At 48.5% G+C, this 18,461-nt stretch carries 20 protein-coding genes; 14 read left to right on the top strand and 6 right to left on the bottom strand.

Annotation, left to right across the window (positions count from 1 at the left end):
* Nucleotides 1–179: 179 nt before the first annotated feature.
* The 4 genes from LPW40_RS08235 to LPW40_RS08220 form a co-directional block, all read right to left on the bottom strand.
* On the bottom strand, nucleotides 180–959 hold the full coding sequence (locus LPW40_RS08235) for a sulfite exporter TauE/SafE family protein (protein ID WP_230821769.1): 780 nt from the start codon (nucleotides 957–959) through the stop codon (nucleotides 180–182).
* A complete protein-coding gene (locus LPW40_RS08230; protein ID WP_230821767.1) occupies nucleotides 959–2,320 on the bottom strand; it encodes an MBL fold metallo-hydrolase in 1,362 nt (453 codons plus the stop codon). The genes LPW40_RS08235 and LPW40_RS08230 overlap by 1 nt, the downstream gene beginning before the upstream one ends.
* Before the next feature lie 73 nt (nucleotides 2,321–2,393).
* The gene (locus LPW40_RS08225; RefSeq protein WP_230821766.1) at nucleotides 2,394–3,494 is read right to left on the bottom strand and encodes a DsrE/DsrF/DrsH-like family protein; all 1,101 of its coding nucleotides are present in this window, start codon (nucleotides 3,492–3,494) and stop codon (nucleotides 2,394–2,396) included.
* 115 nt (nucleotides 3,495–3,609) lie between these two features.
* A complete protein-coding gene (locus LPW40_RS08220) occupies nucleotides 3,610–3,855 on the bottom strand; it encodes a metal-sensitive transcriptional regulator (RefSeq protein ID WP_230821765.1) in 246 nt (81 codons plus the stop codon).
* 244 nt (nucleotides 3,856–4,099) lie between these two features.
* Between LPW40_RS08220 and LPW40_RS08215 the strand changes: the two genes are divergently transcribed.
* On the top strand, nucleotides 4,100–5,977 hold the full coding sequence (locus LPW40_RS08215) for a heavy metal translocating P-type ATPase (protein ID WP_461766003.1): 1,878 nt from the start codon (nucleotides 4,100–4,102) through the stop codon (nucleotides 5,975–5,977).
* Between the two features lie 398 nt (nucleotides 5,978–6,375).
* Here the strand turns inward: LPW40_RS08215 and LPW40_RS08210 are convergent, their stop codons facing one another.
* A complete protein-coding gene (locus LPW40_RS08210; protein ID WP_230821763.1) occupies nucleotides 6,376–7,608 on the bottom strand; it encodes an MFS transporter in 1,233 nt (410 codons plus the stop codon).
* A 274-nt stretch (nucleotides 7,609–7,882) separates the two neighbouring features.
* On the opposite strand from LPW40_RS08210, the gene LPW40_RS08205 reads away from it, so the two are divergent.
* Nucleotides 7,883–8,179, top strand: coding sequence for a rhodanese-like domain-containing protein (locus tag LPW40_RS08205; protein ID WP_230821762.1), 297 nt, complete (start codon nucleotides 7,883–7,885; stop codon nucleotides 8,177–8,179).
* A 56-nt stretch (nucleotides 8,180–8,235) separates the two neighbouring features.
* Nucleotides 8,236–8,595 (top strand): rhodanese-like domain-containing protein, encoded by a 360-nt coding sequence (locus LPW40_RS08200; RefSeq protein WP_230821761.1) that lies wholly within the window; start codon nucleotides 8,236–8,238, stop codon nucleotides 8,593–8,595.
* Nucleotides 8,596–8,802: 207 nt separating this feature from the next.
* Here the strand turns inward: LPW40_RS08200 and LPW40_RS08195 are convergent, their stop codons facing one another.
* On the bottom strand, nucleotides 8,803–8,985 hold the full coding sequence (locus tag LPW40_RS08195; protein WP_230821759.1) for a hypothetical protein: 183 nt from the start codon (nucleotides 8,983–8,985) through the stop codon (nucleotides 8,803–8,805).
* Nucleotides 8,986–9,297: 312 nt separating this feature from the next.
* On the opposite strand from LPW40_RS08195, the gene LPW40_RS08190 reads away from it, so the two are divergent.
* The 11 genes from LPW40_RS08190 (at nucleotide 9,298) to LPW40_RS08135 (ending at nucleotide 18,459) form a co-directional block, all read left to right on the top strand.
* Nucleotides 9,298–9,681 (top strand): DUF302 domain-containing protein, encoded by a 384-nt coding sequence (locus tag LPW40_RS08190; RefSeq protein ID WP_230821757.1) that lies wholly within the window; start codon nucleotides 9,298–9,300, stop codon nucleotides 9,679–9,681.
* 2,150 nt (nucleotides 9,682–11,831) lie between these two features.
* A complete protein-coding gene (locus tag LPW40_RS13725; RefSeq protein ID WP_413776002.1) occupies nucleotides 11,832–12,251 on the top strand; it encodes a response regulator transcription factor in 420 nt (139 codons plus the stop codon).
* A 162-nt stretch (nucleotides 12,252–12,413) separates the two neighbouring features.
* On the top strand, nucleotides 12,414–12,656 hold the full coding sequence (locus LPW40_RS08175) for a hypothetical protein (RefSeq protein ID WP_230821756.1): 243 nt from the start codon (nucleotides 12,414–12,416) through the stop codon (nucleotides 12,654–12,656).
* A gap of 257 nt (nucleotides 12,657–12,913) precedes the next feature.
* Nucleotides 12,914–13,288 (top strand): DUF192 domain-containing protein, encoded by a 375-nt coding sequence (locus tag LPW40_RS08170; RefSeq protein WP_230821755.1) that lies wholly within the window; start codon nucleotides 12,914–12,916, stop codon nucleotides 13,286–13,288.
* A gap of 19 nt (nucleotides 13,289–13,307) precedes the next feature.
* Nucleotides 13,308–13,493, top strand: a complete 186-nt coding sequence (locus LPW40_RS08165; protein WP_230821754.1) for a Flp family type IVb pilin — start codon at nucleotides 13,308–13,310, stop codon at nucleotides 13,491–13,493.
* Between the two features lie 82 nt (nucleotides 13,494–13,575).
* A complete protein-coding gene (locus LPW40_RS08160; protein ID WP_230821753.1) occupies nucleotides 13,576–14,016 on the top strand; it encodes an A24 family peptidase in 441 nt (146 codons plus the stop codon).
* Nucleotides 14,013–14,387 carry a TadE/TadG family type IV pilus assembly protein gene (locus LPW40_RS08155; protein ID WP_230821752.1) on the top strand — a complete coding sequence of 125 codons (375 nt, stop codon included), beginning with the start codon at nucleotides 14,013–14,015 and terminating at the stop codon, nucleotides 14,385–14,387. The genes LPW40_RS08160 and LPW40_RS08155 overlap by 4 nt, the downstream gene beginning before the upstream one ends.
* A 4-nt stretch (nucleotides 14,388–14,391) precedes the next feature.
* Nucleotides 14,392–15,300, top strand: a complete 909-nt coding sequence (locus LPW40_RS08150) for a TadE/TadG family type IV pilus assembly protein (protein WP_230821750.1) — start codon at nucleotides 14,392–14,394, stop codon at nucleotides 15,298–15,300.
* Between the two features lie 10 nt (nucleotides 15,301–15,310).
* Nucleotides 15,311–16,276 (top strand): Flp pilus assembly protein CpaB, encoded by a 966-nt coding sequence (gene cpaB, locus LPW40_RS08145; protein ID WP_230821748.1) that lies wholly within the window; start codon nucleotides 15,311–15,313, stop codon nucleotides 16,274–16,276.
* Nucleotides 16,277–16,297: 21 nt separating this feature from the next.
* The gene (locus LPW40_RS08140) at nucleotides 16,298–17,047 is read left to right on the top strand and encodes an AAA family ATPase (protein WP_230821747.1); all 750 of its coding nucleotides are present in this window, start codon (nucleotides 16,298–16,300) and stop codon (nucleotides 17,045–17,047) included.
* Nucleotides 17,044–18,459 carry a CpaF family protein gene (locus tag LPW40_RS08135; RefSeq protein WP_230821746.1) on the top strand — a complete coding sequence of 472 codons (1,416 nt, stop codon included), beginning with the start codon at nucleotides 17,044–17,046 and terminating at the stop codon, nucleotides 18,457–18,459. The genes LPW40_RS08140 and LPW40_RS08135 overlap by 4 nt, the downstream gene beginning before the upstream one ends.
* Nucleotides 18,460–18,461 lie beyond the last annotated feature (2 nt).

The following is an 18,461-nucleotide window of genomic DNA, read 5'->3' as shown; positions in this document are numbered from 1 at the left end:
TATCATCTCATGAGCAGGCCGTTAAAGTCCCGCCGGAACTAAGAATTAAAACTTATGTAAAAGGCCACTTATGAACCACTCAAAATATCTTCATCGAAGAGCACCTTGAGTGACCATAAATGGCCCATCCAGCTATATGGATGCATTTAATATGGAATTTTACAGTCGGCAGGAAACAACTAGAAAAGAATCTCCCCCCATATTTTCAAAGAAGTTCCCAAAATGAGCAGGGCAAGTATCCATTGAAGAATCTTCGTATTCATGTTCTGGCCTGCCTTGGCACCCAGAGGTGCAGCAATGAGACTGGCTATGATCATGATGACTGCGGGCCCATAGAGTACCTGATCCGTCACAACCTTACCGATTGTGGTACCAATGGAAGAAATGAACGTGACGGCAAGGCTTGTGGCAATGGTTACCCTGGTAGGTATCTTAAGCACTACAAGCATAATCGGTACGAGTATGAATGCACCCGCAGCACCAACGATACCTGCTGCAGCACCGGTGATGAATGCAAGTGCAGCTGCCAGAGGACCATTGAAATCGAGATCATCACCTGGATTGAATGGCACTTCCTTTTTTGGAAGGAACATCATGACTACCGCAATTGTTGCAAGTATTGCATATACGATGTCTATCTGAGTCTCAGTGAGGAATTCCGACCCGTATCCACCGAGCAGGCTGCCGATGAGGATGGCCCCACCCATATAGGCAATCAATCTCATGTTCAAATAACCGCTGCTTTTATATGCCCATACGCCGGCAATCGTTGCAAAGAAAACCTGTACGGCACTGATGCCCGCCACCTCATGGGAAGTGAATGCAGCGATTCCAAGCATGGATGGAATATAAAGCAACATTGGATACTTTATGATGGAGCCACCGATTCCCACCATCCCGGAGATGAAGGAACCGATGAATCCGATCAGGAATATAACGATTATAAAAGTGATGTCCATCAGTTCATCGCTTCTTTAATGCCAGCATAGCCTTTTTCTATATTGACGACATTATCGAAGCCGCGTGCTTTAAGTGCACTCATCGCGATGGCTGAACGTACACCGGATTGACAGTGGACATATATTGTGTCGTCTGTGTTGAATGGCACTTCTTTCTCATCGAGATGACCAAAGTGGATATGATGTGCATTATCGAGGTTGCCTTCCTTGTACTCGGAAGTGGAACGAACGTCCAGGATATGCTTATCTTCATGGTTTTCAACCAACTCTTCAGGCGTTACATTTTCGTAGGAATCATCGAAGTACTTGTCCGCTTTATCTTCAGGGACGATCAGCTTAAGGTTGTCGAAACCGATGGATGCAAGATCTTCCTGGAGAGTCTTGCTGTATTCAGGATTGGCGATTACTGTCATCGGCTGCTCATAATCTACATACCATCCTGCAAATTGAAGGAATTTGTCATTGTATGGGATGTTGATGGCGCCTTTCTTGAATCCCTTTTTGAATTCTTCCTTGCTTCTGAGGTCGAACAGCTGGCCTGGAAGCTTATCAGGTGTACCGACTTCGACTTCCTTCACCTTGAATTCAGGCAGGCCTGCCTTATTGACCTTCTTCATCTGTGCAAAGTAGCTTGGCGGCTCAGGCTGATCACTTGTCAGCTCCTTGATGAAGGCATCTTTATTTTCATATTCGAACACCCAGTTGTTTTTGCGCTCATATCCAAGAGTGGACAATGGCACTGCACCGAGGGATTTGCCGCACGCGCTGCCTGCACCGTGGCCAGGCCATACCTGCATGAAGTCTGGATAATCATTCAATTTTTTGAGGGAATCGAACATCGCATTCGCGCCCTCTTCGGTCGTACCTTCCATTTTTGCCGCTTCTTCGAGCAGATCTGGACGACCGATGTCCCCGACGAAGAGGAAGTCTCCGGTGAAGATGCCCATAGGCTCATCACTTCCGCCGCCGCGGTCGGTCAATACGAATGAAATGCTCTCAGGGGTGTGCCCCGGCGTATGGACGACTTTAAGCTCTACATTACCGACATTGATGATATCACCGTCTTTGAGGTAGACGGTATCTTCCGGCATATTTTCATATTTCCAGTTCTCGCCGCCTTCATCGGATACATATGCTGTCGCATTGAAGCGCTTTGCCGCATCGCGAAGACCGGAAGCGAAGTCTGCGTGGATGTGTGTCTCCGTCACCTGGGTGATGTTGAAGCCTTCTGATTTAGCCACTTCCTCATACTCATCAATGACACGTTTCGGGTCGATGATGATTGCCTCCTGTGTCTTCTGGCAGGCAACCATGTAGGAAGTCTGTGCAAGTTTTTTATCGAAGAATTGTTTAAAGAACATTTAAATACACTCCTTGAAATTTTGATTGATTTTATTTGTTTTTTCCGAAGCTGATCTGCTGAACCCCGTTCAATTATATGAACAGGTTCAGGTTGCCGTTTTCCGCATCACCGAGATAGGTGCCTACGCCGCCGAAATTGACGTTGGGGAGAAGCTCATCTTCGTCGATCGCCATGATATCCATGCTCATCGTGCAGGCGACCATTTTGACGCCGAGTTTATCAGCTTTCTCTATCATTTCAGTAAGCGCGTCAACTTTCTTCTTCTTCATTACATATTGGATCATTTTGGATCCCAGGCCGAACATGTTCATGTTGGAGATCGGAAGTCTGGAGGCGGACTTCGGCATCATCATGCTGAATGCCTTGTCGAGGCCGGTTTTGTTCTTTTTCGGTGCTTTCGGGTCCTTGATGACATTGAGTCCCCAGAAAGTGAAGAACATCGTGACATCTTTGCCCATGCTTTTCGCACCGGTCGCGATGATGAATGAAGCCAGTGCCTTATCCATATCCCCGCTGAATACGACCATCGTCGCGCCGTCTTTCGTTTCGACCATCTGATGGCCTTCGCCGGCTGTTTTGGCCTGAGGTGCGTTCTTTCTCAATACGACCTCAACTTTGTTTTCCATTTTTTCATTTTTAAGGACGGAATGCCCTGTCTTGCGGGCCCATGCTTCAACGTCTGTACAGAAACCGAAGTCTGTGACCGTGATTTCCATCTGCTGTCCCGGTTCGAGTTCTCCCATCACTTCGTTAACCTTAAGAAGGGGACCCGGACATTGGAGACCGCTTGCTTCCACCTTTACCCGGTTCGGATCAATTTCAACATTATCGGCTGAAACATCTTCAGCAGTCGCTGCAGTTTCCTGTGCGCTGTCATATTTACCTGTGTATGCAGAGTAGCCTTCTTCAAGGTTCACTGCATCAAAACCATTGGTCTTCAGTATTTCCACTGCATTTGCTCCGCGTTTTCCGCGCTGGCAGTATACATGGATCTTTCTGTCCTTCGGCAGTTCATCGAGGCGATCTTCAATTTCATTCACGGATACATTGTCCGCCTCAGCGATGTGTCCCATTTCATATTCGAAAGGTTCTCTTACATCCAACAGATATTCATTTGCTTCGACCAGGCGGTCGGCATCATTAATGTGGTACTTTATTTTAGCGTTACTCATATTTTTGAATCATCCTCCTGCTTTTAATACCTATAGGGGTATAATAACAGCGCTCGTTTAATTTGTCAAATACCTGCGGGGGTATTTTTTATCGAAAAAATAAAAACAGATGGAATCATCTGCTCTTATTCAACAATTCTACTGCTTCTTTAACAAGTTCATCTGTATCTTCATCTGGATTGTTCATCGTTTCTTTGACGCACTGAACCAGGTTTTCACTGACAATGATGTTCATCGTACGGTTGAGGGCATTCTTAGCTGCACTCAATTGGGTGACCACGTCTTTACAGTTCTTTCCTTCTTCCATCATCTTCAACGCTCCATTTATCTGTCCCTGGAGACGGCTGATCCTGTTAATCACGGCTTTATCATATACTGTTTTTTCCTCAAGCCCGGTCAATACGATCACCTTCCAAAATTTATTATATACTGTATTATAAATCATCATTTTTACTTTGTCAAATACCCTATCGGGTATATAAAATTATCACCGAAAGATGAATATTTATATTTTGGCAGGAAAAATAAGGCAGCTTTATAAAAGGCGATGATGATTTCGGCTATAATGGAATTAAAGTACAGGAAGGGAAGGATCCAGTCAAATGATGAATTATCTGATCAAGAATCGTGCCGGTCAGTTTCTCCTTCTGGGGATGATTTTCATAGTTACAGGCTTCATCCTCATGCTCTTCACCGACATTGGAAGCACTCTCTCATTTTATGCAGCCATATTCTTTTTGGGATTCTTTGCAGCGAAAAACGCCATGGTGGAAACCATCAGATCAAAATCCCCGAATGTGGATCTGTTGATGATTTTGGCTGCGATCGGCGCAGTGATCATCGGCTTTGAATCGGAAGGTGCGCTTCTTCTGTTCATCTTTGCCGGATCTGAAGTGCTGGAAGATTATGCATCAAGTAAATCCACCAGGGCCATTTCGGAGTTGATGTCGCAAGTGCCCTCGACTGCCCAGTTGCTCAAAGAGAACGGGGATGTCGTGGAAGTGCCCACAGTAGAGCTCACTGCAGGGGACACGGTGGTCGTCTCAAGGGGTTCACAGATTCCAATAGACGGTTATGCCGACAGGGATACGTTCGTCAACGAATCTGCCCTGACGGGGGAGTCCGTACCTGTGACGAAGGTGAAAGGGAAGGAAGTATTTGCCGGAACGATCAATGAAGGTAATTCTTTCTATCTTAAAGTGAACAAATCAAGTGATGACACAGTGTTTTCAAACATCATCCGGATGGTGGAGGAGGCGCAGAATAGACCTTCCAAAATCTCCAAGTTCATCGACCGCATCGAATCAAGATATGTCATCGGTGTGCTGGTCGGCGTGCCGATTTTCATATTCATACTCTATACCTTCAACGACCTTTCCTTCCGCGAATCTTTCTACAGGGGGATGGTCATGCTGACGGTGGCGAGCCCATGTGCTCTCGTGGCATCAGCCACCCCGGCAACACTCAGTGCCATCAGTAACGGTGCGAGGAACGGGGTGCTGTTCAAAGGCGGTGCCGCGATGGAAGCACTGAGCACCATGGATATCCTGTACAGTGATAAGACAGGGACCCTCACTCATGGTGACTTCCAAGTAGTCGATCATGCTGCGGATGAAGAAATATTGAAAGAAGTCATATATATCGAGCAGCAATCGGGACACCCCATTGCAGAAGCCATCGTCAACCGGTTCAAAAACCTGGACCTCGAGGGTCTCGATAAAACACAGCCCGTCGAGGAAATCCCGGGTTCCGGTATGAAGAAAGGGGACATCAAAGTCGGAAAGCCTTCAGCTTTCAATGATTATGATGACCCGATGGACTACATGGCCAAAGGTATATCCGGCAACACGAATATCATCGTAGGGAAGAATAACCAGGTCGTCGGCTACTTTTCACTTGCCGACCGCGTACGGAAAGAAGCCGTTCACGCTGTCCGGAACTTCCAGTCGGAAGGTATCCAGGTCTCTCTTCTGACCGGCGACAACGAAGCCGTTGCCGAAAGGGTCGCAGAAGAAGTTGGGATCACAGACTATGCTGCAGGCTGCCTCCCCGAAGACAAGATCAGGTATGTGAATGAAAGCCAGAAGAAAGGAAAAGTCGCCGGCATGATTGGTGATGGCATCAATGATGCCCCGGCTCTGGCGAATGCAGATATCGGCATTGCGATGGGCAGCGGATCTTCGATTGCAATGGAATCTTCTGAAGTGGTGATCGTAAAAAATAACCTTCAAAAGCTTTTCTACAGTTTCAAGCTGAGCCATAGATTGAATCGGATCATCATGGGCAATGTCATATTCTCAATCAGTGTGATCCTCTCCCTTGTCACCCTGAATATATTCGGACTGCTGAACCTGCCGCTTGCTGTGCTCTTCCACGAAGGATCCACCATACTCGTCATACTGAACGGCCTGCGTCTGCTGCGCCAGGGCAGTGAGGAAGAAACAGCGGCGGAATCGATGACTCTGGCGGAGGCCGGGGATTAGAAGTTCTTGTATGCTTTGGCGGTCTCCAAGAGCAGGTGCAAAAAATCATAGGAAATAATCAAACCGGTCTGGGAATTTTTGAAAAATCCCTAAACCGGTTTTTACACGTCCTCAGTTTCTGATAAGCGGAGAGTGTGGTCACTGATTCATCTTTGATACAGATTGGTTACTGCTCTATTTGAAGTTATATTCCGTGGTGATTGACACGTACCCTATATCATTCTCATCGATATACTCATCTATCTTTCTTATGTCTGCAACATTGCGCAAGGAGAATACATGGGGCTTATCGATACCGCCGATGCTCGGTGGCATGATCGGCTTTGCGCCGGGGGATATGATCAACTTTGAATAAACAGTGACACGGAGAAAATAAAAAACCAATCCACGGGGATCGGTCATTTTTCATCTTCATTCTTCAATGTCTCCTCGAGACGGAACCGGGCGAGCAGTCCTGCGATGAATGGCATCAGTGCCACCAGTCCAATGGCCCACGCCACGCCCATGAAATCCGCAATGACCCCCGCCAGTATCGCCCCGAAAGCATACCCGGCGTCTCTCCAGAATCGGTATACACCCATCGATGAGGCCCGCCATCCCGGAGCGGCAACATCACTGATCGCCGCCTGCAGGGTCGGGTAGACCATTGCCGTACCGATGCCAAGCAGGACGGCGCCTGCAATCCACAACGGATAGCTCTCTACAGCGAGAATGAACCATAATGCGGCTGCCTGCAGCCACATGCCGTAAATAATCAGTTTCTTCCGGCCGACCTTATCACTGAAAGCACCGGTGAAGAGCTGGAAAATACCCCAAGCTGCAGGATATATAGCAACCACCGTACCGATCTGGGTGACGCTCAGACCGACAGTGGTGAAATAGAGGGGGAAGAGCCCCCAGGCCATACCATCCTTCAGGTTGGTCGCCATACCTGCAAAGCTTGCCGTCGAAAGGTTCCGGTCCTGCCATGTCGTCTTGAAGAAGACACGTTTTGCCGACAGGCTGTTCTTCTCCTCCCGGGACTCCGCCATCTGCACTTTCAGGTGTCCTTCGGTGTCCTTCACGATCAAAGCGAGGAGCAGGCCGATCACTCCGATTGCGAGACCTATATAGAAAGGTTCCGGACGTAAGGAATAAGTGGAAGCCACATAGCCTGAGACAGCGGCCATGATGGCGACCCCGGAGTATCCTGCAAATTCATTCAGACCGACTGCCGTACCCCTTTGGTTCGCCTTCGAGAGATCGATTTTCATATTCACGGTCATCGACCAGGCGAGACCCTGGTTGATTCCGAGCAGCACATTGGCGAGCACGATCACCCACCAGGCGTGGGCGAATATGATCAGCACCGGAACAAACAAACCGACCACCCATCCTACCACCAGCACTTTCTTCCGGCCGTACTTATCAGCAATGCCCCCTGCAAAATAGTTGATGATCGCCTTGGAGAAACCGAAGCTGATGATGAAACTCAGCGCGGCACTCGTGGAGGCGAGTCCGAACTGCTCCTCACCGAGCAGGGGCAGGACCGTCCGTTCTATCCCGACCATGGAACCGACGAACAGATTCGCTACCACGAGGAGCACGAACTGCGGCAGGTTGTTGTGTATACCTATTTTGGGTTGACTCATATCGACCTCACCTCCACCTTCGGAATTCTACGTGATATTCATGACAAAAAATATTACCATCCTTACCCATTAATGTAAACGACGGGGCTCCATGACCAGCCCTCCTTTGATGTCCCAGGAGAAATGAAAGAGTATAATATCCTTGATTATATACCCTGTAGGGTATATAATCAAGGCAAGCGGGAAAGTTAGGCGGTTACTATACAACAATGGAGATCGCTGAACCTTCCTTTAAATCTGAATATCAATACTAAAAATTATGGAGGTATCTTTAGTGAAACAAATTTCTGCGAAGGAACTTGAACAGAAGTTGGCGGTGGGAGAAGATCTGAACATCATTGATGTCAGGGAGGACGACGAAGTCGCAGAAGGGAAGATTCCGAGTGCAAAGCATATTCCGCTTGGCGAGCTTGAAGAGCGCCTGGATGAGATCGACAAGGACAAGCATCATTATGTGACATGCCACGCAGGCGGCAGAAGCAGCAGAGCATGTGGATTCCTTTCCCATTACGGCTATGATGTGACGAATATGGAAGGCGGCATGTCCAGTTGGGAAGGTAAGACGGAGTAATTCCCTTTCCTTGCAAGCCTTCAATAAAAAATATGAATGTTCAGGAGTGATTCAGAATGGATTTGATCACATGGATCTTAATCGCAGCAATCGTCGTATTGATCGCAAGCCGTTTCATGCCCGCCAAGGGCATCAACAATATAAGCGTGCATGATGCGAAGGACAAGTTCAATGACAAGGATGTACAATTCATCGACGTCCGTACGCCGGGGGAATATAAGGTGAACCACCGGAAACCCTTCAGGAATATCCCCCTTCAGAGCCTTTCCGGCAAAGTGGATAAGCTGGATAAGGACAAGGAAGTCGTCGTCATCTGCCAGAGCGGCATGAGGAGCACGAGAGCTTCCAAGATGCTCAGGAAGATGGGCTTTAAGAAGATTTCCAATGTCAGGGGCGGAATGAGCAGCTGGTCTTAAAAGAATAAGGATATAGCCATAAGATGGGGCTGGGACATAAGTCCTTAAGAAAGTGTAAATTGAATGAAAGAGACGAAAAATCCGTACGTTTGACTCCTAGGGGAACAGCATCTGCGCAAGACTACAGGCTTGCGTGATGCCCCAGGAAAGCAAGCGTACGGATTTAATTTTCATATCAAGTTCTGTCCCAGCTCCATCTCTGATTTTCTAAAAAGCGCTCTTTATTTTTTCGGCAACCTGGCTGCTGCTCATCCCGAGCGTCGCGACACCGAGCAGACCGGCGATTCCGATCATCGGCCAGATGATAGCTTCCATCGTAGTGTCGGCATTCAGAATACCTGCGATTAAACCGAAAAGAACGATTGGTGTTAAAAACAATTGCAGTTTCATTTCTCTATCGCTTCCTTTTTTGTGTGATGGCCCCATCATTGAATGAACAACAGTTTTCAGGGCAGATGGGTTGGTTCGATTTTATCATAAGTCCTTATATTTCATATGGAATTTACCCTGATGGATCTGACTCGACCGCCTTTTTCAATACAGTCCGATATGTTGAAGAAGAGAGTTTAGGAGAAAATTGTAAAAAGATACCCTTATGAGGGTGGATCAAATGGGTCTTCTATGCCGGATCCGGACGTTTTTCAACTCTTAAAAAGGGTATTTCACCAATAGTACAAGTATTCGAGGAGAGGAGTAATAAGCATGTTCCATTATACAGTGGAGACATCGAAAGGCAGGGAAGAAGCCGTCCGTACACTTGAAGAAAATTTAAAGGAAGAAAAGTTTGGTGTACTCTGGAACTTCGATTTGACCGCCAAACTTCAGGAGAAAGGCACCGATTTCAACACACCATTTACAGTGCTTGAAGTCTGCAACCCCGAGGAAGCGAACCAGGTCCTGTCGGAAGATCTGCTGGTCGGCTACCTCCTTCCCTGCAAGATTGTAGTATATGAAGAAGATGACACGACAAAAATCGGCATGCCAAAACCAAGTGCACTGATTGAGATGGTGCAGAACGATTCCGTGAAAAAAACTGCCGTGGATATCGAAGAGCGATTGATCGGCTGCATCAACAAATCGGTGTAGATGATCTGCTGAATTTATTGCAGGGAAAAATCATGCCGTAAACAATATGCGGCAGAGTAAACGGATAATCCTGACCCGGGTCAGGATTATCCGTTTTCATTTCTTCATCGGCAAGGTCGCCCGTCATGAAGGTGATTTTCACAATGGATTATCGCATGTAATCAAATTTACCGGACAGAACCCTTAATCAATGTCTGTAAAATAAATATCCTCTAAAATGCGATGGGATTCTTCTCCAATTCCAAAGTGATTTCAATTTTGCTTTATCCATCAAGAACCCTCTCACGGTTCCAGCCTATCCAGATACCTCTCACAAAAAATATTCTGATAACTTTTTATAAAAACTTAAATTAACTCTCTCTCCTTGCACTCCTTATAAGGCTTATCTAAAATAGAAGGAAATTGAGTGAAATTACTTAATGTTGGGGCATTTCAGGATAATCAACATGAAAGGCAGGGAGACTATGGTTTCAGCGATTGAATTGATTGAGAAAGTACAGATGACCTTTGCAACCCAGTACGGTCTGACATTTTTCCTGACAGACGAAAAAGGAGAGGTGATTGCTTCAGCAGAGGATGACAATTTATTGAGTAAAACTCTATTGCAACAAGAGGACGGGCTCCTGCCTGAAATCCGGATGATGCTGAAACATAATAAACGCCTCCATAAGACGCTCACTTATGAAATTCAATCTGGTCTGCATATGATGGCCTCTCCCGTCTCGACCGGTAAAGGTACATACCATTACTTATGGGCAGGCATCCTGGTGGAACAGGGCAACCATACAGAGAAACTCCTGAATCAGTGCGGGTATGATGAGGATTATTCCATCCCCATACTGGAGGCGGAAAATAAAAAGGATTGGCTGCGGGTTGTCGATAGATTGGCACAGCTGGCTTCCGTATGCCTCCGTCATGAAGAGCGGAATCCAATGATGGAAATCTTCACCGATGGATGGAGGGACAGCATTAAAGGCAGCAAGGACCCGGTCACTGAGCTGTTCTCCCGGGTGATAGATGGCGGGGGAGACATCGATTTCATGGGTTTGGCTGAACAGACCGGGGAAGACGCATATACCATTACAAAAATTAAAGGAGAGGGAACGGATACTCTGCAGGATGCCAGGTTCCTTGCCGGCGAAGGTTTTTTGGGAAGAACTGCATTGAGCGGAGAACGGTCATACTGGGAAGATATCGACGGGGACAGGCGGTCCAGGATTTTATCTTCCCTGGATAAAAAGCCGAAGTGTCTGTTCACAGATCCGATCGAAAGGCATGACGGCTCGATTTCCGTGCTGTTCGGCGGCAGCTGCTTCAAAGGGAAAGTGACTGCCTCCATGAAAAATACAGCACAAATGACGGCGACACTTGTGGAATCGAGCCGTCTGGTCAGCGGACTGCGCCGGGAGAATTCCCAGCAGCTGAGCCGTCTTTCATCATTCATTGATATATGCAGCCTTATGGCTTCCACACCGGATCCAAGACGGATGGTCCTCATCCTGCTTGATATCAGTATCAACCTTGTGGAAGGTTCTTTCTCCTCGGTCATCATTAAAGACAAGCGGGTGGATAAAGGCCGTTTGATCACCCGGGGAACTTACGACGGTGATATCAATCAGTACGTAAAGGATGTCATGGAACGGACCGGCCATCTGTCCCGCTTTCCCGAAGGGGAGTTCAGTGAGCCGAAAATCCGGGTGATGCCGAATGGAGGGAAAGTGATAGAGGCTCCACTTTCATACGGCAGTGAAATGATGGGCATCCTCTCCGTCGGTGTGACAGAGACAGGCGAACGCGAGAAGCAGGAAAACCTGGCATTTCTTCAAACGCTCTCCATCATCGGGAGCGTGTCACTGCAGCTGGCCGGACGGAGCGAGACGGGTGCCGAGGAGGAAAAGATTGAAGCGCTGCAGCTTGCGGTTGCCGAATTTGATGAGGACATTTACAGATGTTCAAAAGAAAGTGCCGAGTTGGCAGCCCTTATGGCGACTCAGCTGGAACTTCCTTCAGATACCGCACAATCTGTAGTTCAGGCCTGCCGGCTTTCCTATTATTCCCCGGCCTTCATACTTAAAATGCTGCCTGATGGTAAAGTGGCAGCAGTGATGAGAACAGGGAATGCGATACTTGAGAAAAATAGTGAGCCTGAGATGGAATCGGCTGGCACGGCGGGTTACATTTATGCTCTCTGCCTGGTCTACACCAGAAGCCACAATATTGATGAAGCCATGCAGCTGGAAACGATGAATCCGGAAGTGCTCGATATTTTCTTATCGTTGATAAGGACGACACATGTCAGTGAAGCGGAAATCGACCTTGAACTTGATTCCGCCCAGGGGGATGCACAGGATATCAAAAGCGCGGTCAAAGCCATGGAAAACCTTTCTCCGAGAGAACAGGAGGTGCTCCTTCTCATCTCCGAGGGAAAAAATAATCAGGAAATCGCCGAAACACTGTACATTAGTACACATACAGTCAAAAACCATATCACAAAGATTTTTAATAAACTTGATGTATCCGACAGGGTGAATGCCATTTCAAAAGTATATAGGAATATTTATAATCGTTAGCAAAGAAAGGTTCTTGAAATGGGAGCAGAAGTGGATATACCTGGCAGCACAATATGGGTATGATAAAGACAGACCCGGATTCAAATTATATTATAAAGAACAGAAAAGGTGATCGGGGCCCCTCAGGGTCAAGATCGCCGGATCAGAAGAGGAGGGGAAGGGATGAATAACAGGATGATCCTTCCTTTGCAGATGGAATGCCTGATGTTGTTTCAATCCGACCCGCAATCCACCCATTCACTCGAAGACCTCTCAGCCTGTCTGGGCGAAAAGGCGGAATGTCTGGAATCTGTCATCTCCCTGCTTGTCAAACAGGGAATCATTAAACAGATCCAGGAAGCGGAACACAAGGTTTACCGATACCGGGAACCGGAGATTTCTCCGGAGTTTGAAATCGGCCCGTGACGAATGAAGTGCATAGTTGACACAAAAAGACAGGGAGTGACCATTCACTCCCTGTCTTTTTGTATGCAATCCCTGAAACGACCGGCGGTCCCAGGAATAGGAGCCCGCTCCTCCCCTTATGGGAGCCTGCTCTTATTGGAAGCACACTTCCCACAATGAGAGCGATGGGGGATATCTGTTCAGGAGTTATGAGTGCATAATATGACTTGTAGATCACACAGCAAAACGACCACCCCACCAAAGGAGGCTCCATCCGGATGAAACTGATCAACTGCACGACCGGCACCGTGATCGCAGATGACGTCAGACAGGCGCATAATTTCTGGACCCGATTCAAAGGTTTGATGTTCAAGCGAGATATGAACCGGCACGCAGCACTTCATCTCAGTCCCTGCAGTTCAATCCATACCTTCTTCATGAAGTTCGGCATCGATGTCATCTACATCAATAGAGAGAACGAGGTCGTCGGGATTGAAAGGCACCTCACACCCGGGAAGATTGGCGGAAGGTTCAAAAAAGCCCGCTCCGTCATCGAACTGCCTGCAGGGACACTCGGAAACAAAGTCTCAACCGGTGACACCCTCGGATTTGCTGAAAAAATACCACAATGTAACCCGGAAGCACGCCATTAAAAATTAGGAGGAAGTACATATGATGAATTTCATTAACGGTTTATTTTTAGAAGAAGAAGGACAGGGCATGACGGAATACGGTCTGATTTTGGGAATGCTCGTTGTCGTAATCGTAGTCGCTTTTGCACTGCTTACAGATCAGTTCGAGAACATCTTCCAGAATATCGTGAATGCGATAAACGGTGCAGTCGGCGGCGGCGTTTAAGTCACTTTAAGCACTTCACCTGCAGACCCACACTCGTTGATGGGTCTGTTTTTTTATAAGAAGACCGGAAGGAAGAGGATATATGCTGATTAATGTCTTTTTAATTGTCGTACTTGCAGTCTGCGTGGTCACGGACCTCCGCAAAAGAAAAATATATAACAAAGTAATATTTCCCTCATTACTGGTTGCTCTCAGCTTGAATATCGCATCCGCCGGCTTCAGCGGGCTCGGTGATGCCTTACTCGGCTTTGCTGCCGGTCTGGCACTGCTGCTCATCCCTTATATTCTGGGAGGAATGGGTGCAGGGGATGTTAAATTGCTCGGTCTCATCGGTGCGCTCAAAGGCAGTGGTTTTGTACTGGAGACATTCATATATACGGCAGTGATCGGAGCGATGCTTGCGATTATCGTCATTATCATGCGGGGCGGTTTCAAGAAGTCACTTGGTGTCGGCATGCCGTATGGTGTGGCGATTGCGGGCGGGGCTGTTCTGGCACTATTGATGGATGTGGAACTCCTATGATAAGGCGGGAGAATGGTCAATCGACTGTAGAATTTGCGATTCTTGTGCCGCTCATCTTTTTTCTGCTCATCGGCGTCGTCGATTTTGGACGTGTCATCCATTCACAGTTGCAGTTGGAGCTCGTGACACAGGATGCAGCACGCATGGCGGGGCTCGGGGAGTCGGATGCGATGGTGACGTCATATGCAATCGACAATTTTAACGCGGGTGATGCCTCACAACTCAGTGTGAGTGTGTCTCCATCAGGAGAAAAGGATCCAGGGACTTATGTCACAGTGGAAATTACCTACCCCGAGCAGATTTTCAATCCTCTTGGAGATTATGCCCTCCCCTTTACAGTGAAGACGAGTTCGACGACGAGAGTGGAGTGATGTCATGAGAATTTTTCTGAAAAAAGAAGATGGAAATGCCTTCCTCCTCATGGCCCTCGGCATGATGCTCGCACTTGGAATGCTTGGCCTTGTCGTTGATGCAGGCCATCTTTATATGACGAAGAGTCATATGCAGAAGACTGCCAACGCAGCAGCACTGTCAGGTGCACAGGAACTGCCCAACTCAGGTGAGAAGGTCAATCAGGTGGTCGGTGAAATCCTCACTCACCACGGTGAATCGGACAGTCTCCTGTTTTCCAATATAGAGGGTGAGTCCCAGCTTCACGTCGGGGTCGGAAGGGACGTTCCACTCTTCTTTTCATCATTATTCGGCGTCGACAGTGTAATGATCGGTGCAGATGCAAAAGCCGGACTGCATGCGATGACCGCAGGTTTCGGTACTGTGCCGCTTGGGTTGAACGAATCGATGGCACTGGTGTATGGGCAGACCTACACCTTAAAGGTGGACGCAGGAGATTCCGAGATGGGAAACTTCGGCATACTGGCATTGGAAGGGCCCGGGGCGAAATCATACGGAGAATCTCTCAAGCATGGCTTTGATGAAAAACTCAAAGTGGGCGATGTCGTCAATACCCAGACCGGCAACATCGCAGGGGCAACCAGAGAGGGTGTCAACTACAGGATAAATAACTGCCCTTATCCGGATGGGGACTATCAACAGCGGGATTGTTCAAGGATTATGCTGATTCCGGTCTACAAGCCGCTCGGCGGGGACGGTAAACAGGTGAAAAGTGTAGAAATAACAGGGTTTGCTTATTTTTATCTCGCCAAGCCGATGGATTCGAAGGATGACTCCATCAGCGGCATTTTCATTAAGAGGGTCGGCGCGGGAGAATCAGATTCAGACGCACCACTGGACCGTGGTGCATATACGATTAAATTGACACGGTAGGTGGAATGTAATGAAACCGAAAAAAATATTGATGCTGGCGGTACTGTCGGGGCTGCTTACGACAGGTGCCTTCTACATATTCATACAGCAGACCGGTGCGGCCGAGACGGAACAGCCTGTGATGACCCAAGTGGTTGCTGCAGCCATGGATATCGAAGAGAACACACAGCTTACGGAAGAAAACCTTAAAATGATTGAAGTGCGGGAGTCGGAAATGCATCCGTCCGCAATCAGGGACAAAAGTAAAGCGGTCGGGGAATACACGAACGCATCACTTGCTTCGGGTGAAGTATTGCTCACTCAGCGTATCGAACAGGAAGAGCAGGCGGATATGGTATCCAAGAAAGTGGCTGAGGGCTACAGGGCCGTATCAGTCAGTGTGGACTATGTAAAATCCGTATCGAACATGATCGAACCCGGAGATCGGGTGGACGTCGTACTTTCAGCATCGGAAGAAAGTTCGGAAGCAGGACCGCCTGCAGAAATAATATTTTCGGATGTGAATGTGCTGGCAGTCGGCCAGCGCATGAGTGAAAAGGCGGAAGGTGAAGCCGCAGCGGAATATGTCGCTGTAACGCTGGAGATGACACAGGAAGATGCAGTCGGTGTCGTCGATGCAAGTGGACGGGGCAGTCTGCAGCTGATTTTGAGCAGCAGATTGAAGACGGCTGGAGATATCGTTGAAGGAAAAGCTGAAGCATCGGAAATGCCGGCAGATGAAGTTGATGAAGAAGAGTCCCAGAGCGAAGAAGCAGTAGATTCACCGGACATGCTCGTGCTCCCTGAGCGGGCACATGTCAGAAGCGGTCCTTCCCTTGAAGCGGATGTGCTTACAGTGGTGGAAGCGGGGGATTCTCTCATTACGAAGAACGAAGAAGAGACTGATGTCGACGGCCGTGTCTGGATGCATGTGGAAACGAAATCCGGACATCAGGGCTGGATCAGCAGCCGTATAATCAAGCTTGAGAATGAATGATAGAAGAAAGGTGTGGTGGCGATGACCGCTGAAATCATATTGGTGGCAAGTGCAGTGGGAGGTGCGGGTAAGACCGTCATTGCGACGAATCTCGCCCTGACGATGCAGGATCGGGGGAAGCGTACGATACTGGTGGATGGCGATCTGCAATTCGGTGATATGGCACTGGCACTCGATCTGACACCCGGCATCAGCATCAAGGAAGCAGTTGAACGCAATGATTTTACGAATATCCATGCATTCTGTACGATGCACGCTTCAGGTGTGAGGCTGCTGCCTGCGCCGATGCGCCCGGAGTATGCCGACCTTGTCGATGCAGAGGACCTCTCCCTGGCAATTGGAAATCTGAAATCCCAGGCTGATTTAATCATCGTGGAGACGCACCATGGTCTGACCGAACAGAATATGGTGCTGATGGATCTGGCGGATTCCATCATGGTCGTTACAACACCGGGCATCGCAGCCCTGAAGAATACGCGCCTCATGGTGGAGACGCTTGATGCACTTGACCATGAGGAAAAGGTGCGCCTTATCGTCAATAAAAACACCATACCGACATTGATGGAAACGAAGAAGCTGCATGAGCATCTGAAGGTGGCACAGGACAAGTTATTTTATTTGCCTTATGCACTGAAAGAAATATCCTATTCACTGGATCGGGGCGTCCCTTTTGTTACGAGCAGCCCGAAACACCGTTTCTCAAAAAAAATCAGGAAGATTGCCAATCATATCATTGAAACAATCGACAAAAAGCAGGTGATTGAAGTATGAGCCTATTAGCCAGGTTACAGACAAAAGACAAGGGCGACAGCAGTGCCGGTAAAAAAGAAACACCGGTGGATATTGCGCCTGTAGGAGAAGCAGAAGACCAACTGCCGCCGGTCAGGCAGGAGAAAGCGTTGAAGCCGGTACCGAAACCCATCGATGAACCGGATGCCGAGTATTTTGAGCTGAAGGATCTGACACTGAAGTTCATCATGAAAGAACGCAAGGACGAAGATATTGAGGACATCGTCATGGACATGGATGAAATCATCCAGGACATCCTCCAGGAAAACAACCATCTTCAAAATATCGGAAACATCGAGAAGCTGAAGGTCGAACTGAAGAACGATCTGACGGGTTACGGTCCGATCAACCCGCTGCTTCTGGATGAAGATGTGTCGGAAGTGATGGTCAACGGCCCGAAGCACGTCTATGCGGAACGCAAAGGGAAATTGTCCCTGACGGATGTCACTTTCAGGGATGATGACCATGTCATGGCAGTGCTTGAGAAGATCCTCTCCCCGCTTGGACGGCGGGTGGATGAAAGCAGCCCGATGGTGGATGCCCGCCTGAAGGACGGCTCGCGTGTCAATGCGATCATTCCCCCGCTTGCGCTCGGCGGACCGACGATTACCATCCGGAAATTTGCGAAAGATCCATTCACCATACATGACCTCATCCGTTTCGGTACATTGACCGAAGAGATGGCGGCATTCATCCAGGCATGTGTCGAAGGCAAACTGAACATTTTCGTAAGCGGCGGTACAGGCTCCGGCAAGACGACGACATTGAACGTATTGTCTTCCTTTATTTCCAATAAAGACCGCATCGTCACCATTGAAGATGCGGCCGAACTTCAGCTTGGCCAGGAACATGTGGTGTCGCTCGAAACACGACCTGCGAACATCGAGGGGACGGGTGCTGTGACGATCAGGGACCTCGTGAGGAACTCCCTCCGTATGCGTCCGGACCGCATCGTCATCGGTGAGGTGCGGAGCGGTGAGGCCCTCGACATGCTTCAGGCGATGAACACCGGACATGATGGCTCACTCGCAACAGGGCACTCGAACAGTCCGCGTGACATGGTCTCCCGGCTTGAAACGATGGTGCTGATGGCAGGCATGGATCTGCCGATCAAAGCCATCCGCGAACAGATTGCAGGTGCGCTGCATCTGATCATCCAGCAGAGCCGGCTCAACGATGGTACGAGGCGGATCACCAGCATCACGGAAGTGCAGGGAATGGAAGGGGACGTCATCGTCCTCCAGGACATATTCGTCTTCAAACAGGACGGTGTCGGTGGGGATGGAAAAATCATCGGCAAACTGGTGCCTACAGGCATCCGTCCCCAGTTCTACGAACAGCTGGAACAGGAAGGCATCGATCTGCCTGCTGCCCTGTTCATGGAAAAGGAGTGATT

Origin of the sequence: Salinicoccus halitifaciens, assembly GCF_021026095.1 — a bacterium.
Taxonomy (GTDB): domain Bacteria; phylum Bacillota; class Bacilli; order Staphylococcales; family Salinicoccaceae; genus Lacicoccus; species Lacicoccus halitifaciens.
This window is presented reverse-complemented; position numbering and strand designations above follow the sequence as displayed.